At 41.4% G+C, this 11,332-nt stretch carries 5 protein-coding genes and 1 CRISPR repeat array; of the genes, 1 reads left to right on the forward strand and 4 read right to left on the reverse strand.

Features of this window, described 5'->3' with window-relative positions:
- Positions 1-141: 141 nt before the first annotated feature.
- From prmA to H6G18_RS03575, 4 genes are all read right to left on the reverse strand, one after another.
- Positions 142-1,062, reverse strand: a complete 921-nt coding sequence (gene prmA, locus H6G18_RS03560) for a 50S ribosomal protein L11 methyltransferase (protein WP_190405709.1) — start codon at positions 1,060-1,062, stop codon at positions 142-144.
- Between the two features lie 68 nt (positions 1,063-1,130).
- Positions 1,131-2,711 (reverse strand): phosphoglycerate dehydrogenase, encoded by a 1,581-nt coding sequence (gene serA / locus H6G18_RS03565; protein ID WP_190405710.1) that lies wholly within the window; start codon positions 2,709-2,711, stop codon positions 1,131-1,133.
- A 278-nt stretch (positions 2,712-2,989) separates the two neighbouring features.
- Positions 2,990-8,395, reverse strand: coding sequence for a trifunctional serine/threonine-protein kinase/ATP-binding protein/sensor histidine kinase (locus H6G18_RS03570; RefSeq protein WP_190405711.1), 5,406 nt, complete (start codon positions 8,393-8,395; stop codon positions 2,990-2,992).
- Positions 8,396-8,570: 175 nt separating this feature from the next.
- Positions 8,571-10,198: a CRISPR direct-repeat array (repeat unit 37 nt; unit sequence GTTTCAATCCCTAATAGGGATTTTATTATGTTGCAAC).
- A 280-nt stretch (positions 10,199-10,478) separates the two neighbouring features.
- Positions 10,479-10,946 (reverse strand): GNAT family N-acetyltransferase, encoded by a 468-nt coding sequence (locus H6G18_RS03575; RefSeq protein ID WP_190405712.1) that lies wholly within the window; start codon positions 10,944-10,946, stop codon positions 10,479-10,481.
- A gap of 177 nt (positions 10,947-11,123) precedes the next feature.
- Between H6G18_RS03575 and H6G18_RS03580 the strand changes: the two genes are divergently transcribed.
- On the forward strand, positions 11,124-11,324 hold the full coding sequence (locus tag H6G18_RS03580) for a hypothetical protein (RefSeq protein WP_190405713.1): 201 nt from the start codon (positions 11,124-11,126) through the stop codon (positions 11,322-11,324).
- The last annotated feature ends 8 nt before the right edge of the window (positions 11,325-11,332 follow it).

Here is an 11,332-nt window from a genome sequence, read left to right on the forward strand (position 1 = left end):
AATTCGTATCTCTACATATTAATATTTATTTTGAATTTTGAATTGATTCATGATTCCTTGATGTCCTAATCTATCTAACTACTGCTATAGTTATGCAAAAAGGTTGGTTTTCAAGCAAATTTACTCACAAAACTGGATAATTTAAGAACGTCTGACATTTAAGCAACACCATTCTTTGCGTTTCCACATAGTAGCGACTACCCAACCATGTTTTTCTAAAGCTTCAGCAACAGATGTGGATTGTTCAACTAAAATTCCGCTAAAAATTGCCCAAGTACTAGGTTTAGATATTTCGCTGATTTCTGGCACTAATTGAATAATTACATCAGCCAAAATATTGCACACAATACCATCTACTGGACGTTCAATTAGTTTTTTTAAAATATCTACACTACCTTCAGCAGGTACTAGACGTTCTGGGTTTACGTCGTTGAGTGCGCGATTGCTAAAGGTTGACTGCACTGCTAAAGGATCAGTATCTACTGCATAGGCTTTTGCTGCACCTAACAGGACGGCTCCAATAGAAAGGATACCAGAACCGCAACCGATATCCGCAATTATAACGGGTTCTTGTTGATCACCTTTGTTAACAAAAGATTTGGGAACTTCACTCAAGCGCATTTCTAGAGATTCTAGACATAGCTGGGTGGTGGCATGGTTGCCTGTGCCGAAAGCTACACCGGGATCAAGGCGAATTACTAACCTGTCTGAGTTTTCTGGTAAGGGTAGCCAGGCGGGATTAATGAGGAAGCGATCGCCTATTTCCTGGGGATGCCAATACTGTTTCCAGCTACTTGCCCAGTCTTCCTCATCAATTAATTGCCAAGTCAAACTAGGAGTAGATAACCCCATACACAGTGCATCTTGTTGCAGCCACAGACCCAGGGCCGCCAAATCTAATAACTGTGCTTGAAATATCGGTAAGTAACCTTTAACTAAGCAAGATTCACCTTTACTTTCGCTGGCGGTACCACGACAACCAAAATCTTCCAAGCGCCAAGAAACAGAGTCTTCTAGCGCTGATTCACATGAAACCTGTAGTTCCCACCAAGTATTTGCCATAAAAAAGTAATTAGTAAAAAGGCAAAAGAAAATCTATTCTTTTTACTTTTACCTTTTTACTTTTGCCCTTATAAAGTTACTGTGTATGCGTCTCGAATTCCTGGGACTTTGGTAATTTCTGCCAAAATACCATCTGGTAAGGGATCATCTATGCTGAGAGCCATGACCGCATCACCACGGACGATTTTGCGTCCTACCTGCATACTGGCAATATTGACATTAAAGCTGCCTAATAGGGAACCGAGTTTGCCAATAATTCCTGGCATATCGCGGTGCAAGGTAAACAGCATATATTTGCTGGGAGGAACGTTAATCGGGAAGCCGTCAACGTCAGTGAGGTGAATTTCCTTATCGCCCAGTAATGCGCCCGTGACGGAATGAGTACCTAAAGTTCCTGTAGCTTCTAGGCGTAGAGAACCGGCATAGTCACGAGCTGAAGCGTCACGGGTTTCGATGACACGAATGCCCCGTTCCTTGGCTTCTATATTGGCGTTGACGTAATTTACCCGTTCCCGCAGGGCTTGGTAAAGTAGTCCTTTGAGGGAAGCAATTACTAGAGGTTGACTCTTATTAGTGGCGAGTTCCCCTTGTAAGCGGACGGTGAGTAGTTCTACTCGTCCACCTGCTAGCTGTCCTACCAATTTACCCAAGGTTTCAGCTAGTTCCATATAGGGCTTGAGTTCTTCCAACACATCGGGGCCGAGTCCAGGGATGTTGACGGCGGAACGTGCGGGTAAACCCAAAAGCACATCGCGGATTTGTTCGGCTACATCGATCGCTACATTCACCTGGGCTTCTGTGGTGGATGCGCCTAAGTGGGGGGTGAGGATAATATCTTTACCGATCGCTCGCAATTCTGATTCACCCAGTGGTTCTGACTCGAACACATCCAGCGCCGCACCTGCAATTTTCCCTTCTTTAATGGCTGCGGCTAAGGCTACTTCATCAATGATCCCACCACGGGCGCAGTTGATAATCCGGGCGGTGGGCTTCATTTTTGCCAGAGTTGTGGCGTTGATTATGTGGGTGGTTTCCGGTGTTTTGGGAATATGCAGGGTAATATAGTCGGATTGCTGCATGAGCAAATCTAAATCTACCAACTGACAACCAATTTGTTCTGCTCGCTCTGTAGAAATAAAGGGATCGTAAGCCAACAATTTCATTCCCATTGCTTTGGCAACTGCGGCGACATGGGAACCAATTTTACCCAAGCCAACCACCCCTAAGGTTTTTTTGTAAACTTCCGCACCTACGAAAGTTTTGCGATCCCACTCACCGCGTTTGACGGAAGCGTTAGCATCGGGGATGTGACGAGACAATGACAACATCATTGCTAAGGCGTGTTCGGCGGCGGCGATGGTATTCCCTTCAGGAGAGTTGACAACAACAATTCCTCTGCGAGTAGCAGCCGGAACATCCACATTATCCACACCCACACCGGCACGACCGATGATTTTCAGCTGTGTACCTGCTTCAATAATTTCTTGAGTGACGCGTGTACCAGAACGAATCATTAACGCGTCATACTGAGGAATAATTTCTATTAATTCTGCTGGTTTTAGACCTGTATTGACATCAACAGTAGCGACTTGCGAGAGAATGTCAATGCCAGCCTGGTCAATAGGATCGGAGACAAGAACCTTAGACATGATTACATCATTTATAGTGACAAGTTTTGCTGCACAAGACTTTTTAGTGTAGTCTTTATTCGTTACAATTCAGCAAAAAATCTGCGTTTTAATAACAACTTAACCTTCAAAAAAAAGCAGGGTGTGGGGTGTAGTAAGGCTTTCTTCTTTTTCCCTACATCCTACACTTTATCCCCTACCCCTGTCTTCACGGGGGTTTCAGGACTTCCCGTAAAAAGTCTGTTTTCAGAAGGGGTTAGAATCCTACAGATGAAAAGAACCTTCTGCCTTTTTCAACTCTAAACGATCGCCAATGTGATGACAAACTCAGTTCCCAATCCTGGTGTAGAATTTACCACGATGGTTCCCCTATGTTTTTCTACTACAATTTCTCTAGCGATCGCTAATCCTAGTCCTGTACCTCTACCTACTTCTTTGGTCGTAAACAGGTGATCAAAGATGCGTACTTTGACTTCTTCTGGCATTCCTGTACCGTTATCACTGATGGCAATCTTTACCTGTTCACCAACAACTCTTGTGCAAATCGTAATGCGATTGGGGTTAGCTTCCATCTCCGCCAGACTAATTCCCTGACTTGATTCATCCAACGCATCGATTGCATTTGCCAAAATATTCATAAATACCTGATTTAGTTGACCAGGAAAGCAATTTACATCGGGAAGATTACCGTAGTCGGTGATCACTTCAATCGCCGGGCGATGTTCGTTAGCTTTTAGACGATGACGTAGAATCAGCAGAGTACTATCGATGCCATCGTGGATGTTAAATGGTTGTCTTTGGTCGCTGTCGGCGCGGGAGAAAGTCCGCAGACTCGTACTGATGGCTGTGATGCGATCGCCCCCGTCTTTCATAGCTCTGATGAGTTTGGGCAAATCATCTCGCAGATAGTCCAGGTCAATTATCTCTAGTTCATCTTCAATTCTCGCGCTGGATTGTGGAAATTCCTCACGGTAGAGGTCAATCACCCCCAACAGATCGTGAATATAATCTTGGGCAGCACTAACATTACCCACAATACAGCTGAGGGGATTATTGATTTCGTGAGCCACACCCGCCACGAGGTTGCCCAGGGCTGACATTTTTTCATTTTGGACGATTTGCACCTGGGCTTGCTGAAGCTCCTCTAAGGTCGTCTGTACTTGGCTATAGAGACGAGCATTTTCTAGAGCGATGGTGGCTTGGCTAGAAAGGAAGTTGAGAACGAGACAGCGATCGCTCGTAAACACGCCATTAGTCGCCCGATTTTCCAGGTATAAAATGCCGACTAAATTACCTTGATTGAGTAATGGCATACATAGCAAGCTTTTGGGCTGATAATCATAGAGATAGCTACCAATCACACCTGGTAGATCGGTTTTTAGGTCATGGATAATTACCGTTTCTAAGGTATTTTTGACGTACTGAATTAGCTTTACGGGAACACGCGGATTGTTTTCCAGTGGAGTCGATTGTAAAGTAGTTTGCTCTAAGTCGGCTATCACTCGTACTTGCCATTCACCCCCGTGAGACATTATCAAAGCGCAGTGATCTGCACCAGAATTTTCCAACATCGTCTGAGTGAGGGTTTGCAGTAACTCATCCAATTGAATGGTGCTAGAAATTGCTTGAGATACTTGCAGCAATGCTACAAAATCAAGGGTGTTGTTGATGCTGCTGGTGGAAGTTTGGTTACGGGTAGAGCTATGAACAGGAGCAGTGATACTGGCGAAGGTTTCTAAAACGCTCAGAGAATGAGTAGCTTGTTGTAGGATGGGAGACAGCAGTTGTGGATAACGGGTTTCGAGATCATCCGTTTTGGCTAGGCTACCCCAACGCGCATAGCAATAATAAGCTTCCTGCATATAGCCTGCGGCGACTTTTTCTTTACCCCAGTTGAGGTAGAATTTGGCAGCTAGTTCGTTAGCGATCGCTTCTTCTTGGATGTAGCCGTTGGCTTGAGCCAGGGCGATCGCTTGGTCGTATAGTTCTATGGCGGTTGTTTTGTCCTCTAAAACTCGATGTCTTTCGGCTTCCACCAAATAGAATTTATGTTGATAATTTAAAGGAGCATGATCTGCCCACTTTCTCATTTTTTGTTGATTTGCTGTAATCTTCTCTAAGTAAGTAGATTGTTGATTACTGTCCAATTTTGGATATAAAGACAGCATACTCAAAGATTGATAAAAATTCTTCAATGGCACAATCAATAAGCCAGCCGCACCCTGTTCATATTCTTCAAATCGACTGGCATATTCAATCGCTTCTGCTTCTGCTGCAAATAGATAAGCCAAGAGTGATTTAGCCAGATAAACATAACAAATCCCATTTGTATTACGACTGGCGATTAAAGCGGGTAAAATTTCTCTTTCGTCAAAATAATCCCCAATTAATAACTTAGGATTACTAGCTTTGCCTCGCAAATTTCCGACAGTTTGCCGCCAGGTATTTCCCCATACCAAAGATACATCTTGCTTGATTTCTTGCAGTAATTGACAATACTTATCGGCTTCAGATTCAGCAATTTCTAGGTTTTCTCCAGTCCAAAATAGAAATTGAGCATAACAATTGGCACAATAACCAACATACTCTAAATCACCAGTTTCTAAACCACTTTGTAAACCTTGTAAAAAGATATCTAAAATTGAGGCGATCGCATCTTTCCAATGTTTGATAAATAAGCTGAAAGTCAGATAAACTTTACTTTTGAGTTCTTGGGCATGGAACTTTTGTAAAATTGTCATAGCTATCTGACCAAATTGATAGCCGTCTTCAATTTCCTCAGTTGCACACAAAAATAAGCCGTAAAGACTGTAGGCGATCGCTGATTGGGGAGAGTTACCAGATTGGATACAAATATCCACCATCTTGAATATCTTCAACGGTAACAACATGGGTTTGGCAAGATAGATAGGCGCAAACAAACCAGATAAAATCCGTAAAGCTGCACCTTGATGTAAATCCCTCAGTTCTGGTAAATGCACTAAGTCTGCAATCAAAGTTTCCTCTAGCAGCGATTTCACCCGACCGTGTTCGGCTATAATGGTCTGCATATCGCCATCTTCTGGCAAATCTACACCAAGTAAACCTAAAATTTCTCTACCTGTAGCGATCGCTTCGATGAGTTTATTTTGGGCTGTATAAGATTGAATTTGAATCTCGTAAGCTTTGATTTTATCTAAAGTATTTTTGGCTTGTAAAAGGATTTGTCTAACTAAGAGTTCTGAAGTTGTAAAATTCGTATTTAAATACTCGGATTCTGCCACAAAATTATATAAACTCAGAGTGAGTTCATATTGAGTTTGCCAACTATCAGCTTCAAGGAGTTTTATCCCTGTATTTAAATACTCAACCGCAACTGCATAAGCTGTAGCTAACTTTGCTTTTCTTCCCGCCATTAAATTCAACCGAACAAGCTGTTCTCGTTGTTTTTTTTCGGTAAAGAAATCAATACCAATATTTAACTGATTAACAATATCAAAAATGCGATTTTCTAATTCGGCTTCAGGCGTAGAATTTAAAAGTAACTGACCAATTCTCAGGTGAGTTACTTTCTTACTATCTTGAGGAATCAGAGAATAAGCTGCTTGTTGGACGCGATCATGTAAAAACTTATAACCCACTATAATATGGTGCTTTTCTACTCCAGTCGATTCATTTGATTGAAAAAACTTGTAGGTTTCACTCATTGGCAGAATCAAACCTTCCTGCAACGCCTTCCACAAGAACGTAGCCGTTTCCGTCTCCGATGTTTCTGAAACAATCGCCAGTGTATTTAAATCAAATTGATTGCCAATACAAGCCGCTAATTTCAAAATTTCCTGAGTAGTTGGCGGCAATTTTTGCAACTGCAACGCCATAAACTCCACCACATCATCCGTGAGCGCCGCTTCCTGCACCTGCACTATATCACACTGCCAATATCCGGCTTGCAAGTCAAAATGAATCAGTCCATCTTGATGCAGCGCCTTGAGAAATTGTGTCGCAAAAAAGGGATTACCTTGGGTTTTCTGATATACCAATTTCGTCAATGGTTGTGCCAATACTTCGGTACAATTGAGCGTATCGCCAATCAATTGATTCAGACTGGTTTGACTCAATGGTTCCAAAGTAATTGTATTTATCGTTGCTCCTTTTTTCTCCACTGCATTCAGCATCAATATCAACGGATGAGAAGCAAATACTTCATTGTCCCGATACGCTCCAATCAATAGCAAATAGCCCGGTTTCGACTCTGCTATCAATCCTTGCATCAAGTTGAGCGAAGCTGAATCAGCCCACTGTAAATCATCCAAGAACATCACCAAAGGATGCTCTAGTTTGGTGAAGACTTGAATAAACTTTTGGAATAGCAGGTTAAACCGATTTTGTGCTGCATTTCCCGATAACTCTAGGACTGGTGGTTGTGACCCAATAATGTGTTCTAATTCGGGAATCACATCAATCAGCACTTGTCCGTTCTCGCCCACAGCTTGTAATAGTTGGGTTTTCCAAGTTTGTAATTGAGTATCGCTCTCACTCAATAATTGCCCCATCAAATCCCGAAATGCCTGTACAAAGGCAGATAAGGGAGTGCTGCGATTAAATTGGTCAAACTTACCTTTGATAAAGTAGCCTCGTTTTTCGACGATTGGCTTGTGGACTTCATGAACTACAGCCGTTTTGCCAATACCAGAGAAACCAGCCACCAGCATCAATTCTGATGTCCCATTGCTGACGCGATCAAACGCTTTCAAGAGTGTAGAAACTTCTCCTTCCCTACCGTAAAGTTTTTCTGGAATGATGAAGCGATCGCACACATCCCTCTTGCCAATCTCAAATTCCTCAATCTTCCCCGTAGTCTGGAGTTGATGCCAGCAAGTCTCTAAATCATACTGCAAACCCAAAGCACTTTGGTAACGATCCTCAGCATTCTTCGCCATCAGTTTTGCCACAATCTGCCCAATTACAGGGGGTAGTTCTGGCTGGAATGCACACACCGAAGGTGCAGGCTTGGCAATATGACAGTGTACCAACTCCAAAGGATCATCTGATAGGAATGGTAACTGTCTTGTTAACAGTTCAAACAATGTCACACCCAAAGCATAAAAATCGGTACGATAATCTATCCCTCGGTTCATCCGTCCGGTTTGCTCCGGTGCAAGATAGGCGAGTGTCCCTTCCAAGACATTGGGATGTTTAACTTCTTCCGTTTCCTTCGGTAGTAGTGAGGCGATACTGAAATCAATCAGCTTAATTTCTTTTGTTTCAGGATGAATCAGCACGTTTGCAGGTTTGATATCTTTGTGGATGACACGATGTTGATACAAATCGTGTAAGACTTTTGTTAGTTGGATAGCGATCGCCAATACCTCTGTCAGAGTCAAAGGGTTGGTTTGACTATATACTCGCAGTGATACACCACCAAAATCTTCCATCACCAAAGCATAGCTGTTACCATAGTTTTCTAGGGAAGAGGGGCGGACAATACCCGGAATATTTAAATTTTTAGCGATCGTATATTGATTGCGAAACTGCAACAGTTCACTGAAACTGGGATAGTCCCCTCGTAGTAGCTTAATCACCACAGACTGCTGCTCGTGGTGTGTGTTTTCCTTAGTCTCTACTAGCTTTATCCCACGGTAAACAAGCGTTTTAGCGCCTTCATAAAGCTGCTCAATCAGGTGATATCCAGGCAGCAAAACGGTTGTATCTACGGTTGGATTCATGGAAACCGACCTCATTTTACAGATTGAGTGTGTGGGATATTCAAGGTTTAGTATGCCCAGAATTTGAGTAGGTATATCGTTTCCACCACCCACTGTATAGAGATCACAGACACTATTATTCGATTAGCGATCGTTCTCACTGGTTGGTAATCAGCAGATTTACCAAACGCTGAATGTTTCAATCCCTAATAGGGATTTTATTATGTTGCAACAGGCGTATTGATGTTCATGATCACTGTCGATCCTCGGTTTCAATCCCTAATAGGGATTTTATTATGTTGCAACCTCTCTCGACCACAATCACGCCCCCGATCGCTGTTTCAATCCCTAATAGGGATTTTATTATGTTGCAACCTTGCGGCTTTTAGTGAAGTCAAAAACTGAAGGTGGTTTCAATCCCTAATAGGGATTTTATTATGTTGCAACCTGCCGTCCATTAAGGAATAACTGAGCGTACCTAGTTTCAATCCCTAATAGGGATTTTATTATGTTGCAACTTGGTAATCGTGTTTTCAAAAACTCTTTTGAAGTTTCAATCCCTAATAGGGATTTTATTATGTTGCAACTTTACCGGAAAAACGTAAAAATCGCCAAAGAAATCGTTTCAATCCCTAATAGGGATTTTATTATGTTGCAACCAAATCATCATCCAAAAATACTTTTATCTTCTGTGTTTCAATCCCTAATAGGGATTTTATTATGTTGCAACTGGGGTGAGGGTCATGACCGACTGGCTTACTATCTTGTTTCAATCCCTAATAGGGATTTTATTATGTTGCAACCTTGTCACCACACCTTTACCAATTGCTTTAATAAAGTTTCAATCCCTAATAGGGATTTTATTATGTTGCAACGCGGTTGGGGGCGATCGCTTTTACTCATCGCCAGGTCAGTTTCAATCCCTAATAGGGATTTTATTATGTTGCAACGCGCATCCCTCAGCAGGTAATAAAGCACAGGTTTTTTATGTTTCAATCCCTAATAGGGATTTTATTATGTTGCAACCAGTCTAACAACAGGTTTGGGTGAGAGTTTTCTAGTTTCAATCCCTAATAGGGATTTTATTATGTTGCAACTAAATTCAGTCATTATCCCCTCCATGCTTGCCGTGTTTCAATCCCTAATAGGGATTTTATTATGTTGCAACTAAGACCTCTCTCTACTCCATCTATCCTTGAGCTTAAGTTTCAATCCCTAATAGGGATTTTATTATGTTGCAACCGGTGTCGATGGCTTTGAAATTGCCTTTACGTCCTATGTTTCAATCCCTAATAGGGATTTTATTATGTTGCAACTTACATCGCTGGTAAAACCGAAGCAAGTTTAAGAAGTTTCAATCCCTAATAGGGATTTTATTATGTTGCAACCAACTTGTGTTTCTACAGTTTTAGAAACTTATATAGTTTCAATCCCTAATAGGGATTTTATTATGTTGCAACGCGATGTTATAAAACCTGAGTATTTTAGACCCGCGAGGTTTCAATCCCTAATAGGGATTTTATTATGTTGCAACGAACAAACTAAACAGGTAGCCGAATATTATCAAGTTTCAATCCCTAATAGGGATTTTATTATGTTGCAACGTTTTTATCATGTCTAAAGCAGTAGAATTGTATGTTTCAATCCCTAATAGGGATTTTATTATGTTGCAACCAACTTCTTCTAATCGTTTAATAGAGTTTGAAAAGTTTCAATCCCTAATAGGGATTTTATTATGTTGCAACTTTCACGAATAATCCCAAAAAATGCTTGACTTTTTACATGAGGTTTCAATCCCTAATAGGGATTTTATTATGTTGCAACAGCTCCGTGCTAGAAGCATTGATTTATTCGGTTTTCAAGGTTCAGTTGTGTCAACCTGGAGCTAAGATAGCTTTTCAGGCAATGGATTGTCAAGATTAATATGATGAACAAAAGCCAAAAAGCTCTACTGGTAAGAATTTGAATAATTGCGTCAACCCCGATTTTGGTATAAGAGGGTTCAAAGCCAGAGAGGATAAGCGATTCAGTCACAAAATTTGAGCTTGGCGGAAAAACACCTACAGGTTGACGCAAATTTAGTGCGATCGCTCCCATAGCTATATTATGATTCCACTTGATATCGCATAAATACTACAGGAAATTTCAGCAGCTTTTTAGCTAATTGAGAAATTTGGAACTTACGCTGGAGTGATTTCGGCAAGTCCTCAAAGACAATTGGCACAAAGCCAAAACCTTTGTAAAACTCTGCTAGTCTTTCACCAAGGCATTCGAGATAAAGCGGTTGTGTTGCTGTAACGATGAGATGATGTGTCAAAAAACTAGCTAACCCGCGACCTCTCCAAGCTGGAGCAACTACCAAGCTACCAAGTTCTTGCGCTTGTGAAAAGTTGCGTAGCTGTCCGCAAGCTACTACATTCCCTTGGCATTGAATGACCCAGAACTGTTGCCACATCAGTTGAGTGGGGTCAAGTACAGACGAGAATACCAACCATCGAACTGACCAAATATCCTCATAGGTCGCCTTGCGGATTGTACATCCAGATGGTAATGAAAAATTGCTTAGTTTCATGAATGAGATTTTACTACTAAATTGTTATTTTTAGCGTTTAGGCAAGTATACATAAGTAATATTAAACAATACTTTTGATAGAGACATAAGTTAGCGATAACTAGTTTCTAGATAGATAAAATTGTTAGTTATATTTTATTAGAATGATGCACAAGAATAAACAAAGGAGTATTAATTATGTCTGAAAAAAAGAAACAAAAACCTAATAATCAAGATGCTACAGCTACAGCTTCTGGCGGCTACCAAACTCCCCTCAATGAAGATATCCGCAAAACTGGTGCTGCTATTGAATCTGATGCTAAAGATAGTGCTAAACCAGAATCACCAGGCGAAGATGATGTTGCAGGTAGCCCCAATCAAGGTACTGAATCACGTTAATTAGGATT

Origin of the sequence: Anabaena subtropica FACHB-260 (assembly GCF_014697105.1) — a bacterium.
Lineage (GTDB): Bacteria > Cyanobacteriota > Cyanobacteriia > Cyanobacteriales > Nostocaceae > Trichormus > Trichormus subtropicus.

Bases quoted from the DNA above. Each gene is read 5' to 3' on its own strand.
- prmA (WP_190405709.1), bottom strand. From the start codon at position 1,062: ATGGCAAATACTTGGTGGGAACTACAGGTTTCATGTGAATCAGCGCTA.
- serA (WP_190405710.1), bottom strand. From the start codon at position 2,711: ATGTCTAAGGTTCTTGTCTCCGATCCTATTGACCAGGCTGGCATTGAC.
- H6G18_RS03570 (WP_190405711.1), bottom strand. From the start codon at position 8,395: ATGAATCCAACCGTAGATACAACCGTTTTGCTGCCTGGATATCACCTG.
- H6G18_RS03575 (WP_190405712.1), bottom strand. From the start codon at position 10,946: ATGAAACTAAGCAATTTTTCATTACCATCTGGATGTACAATCCGCAAG.
- H6G18_RS03580 (WP_190405713.1), top strand. From the start codon at position 11,124: ATGTCTGAAAAAAAGAAACAAAAACCTAATAATCAAGATGCTACAGCT.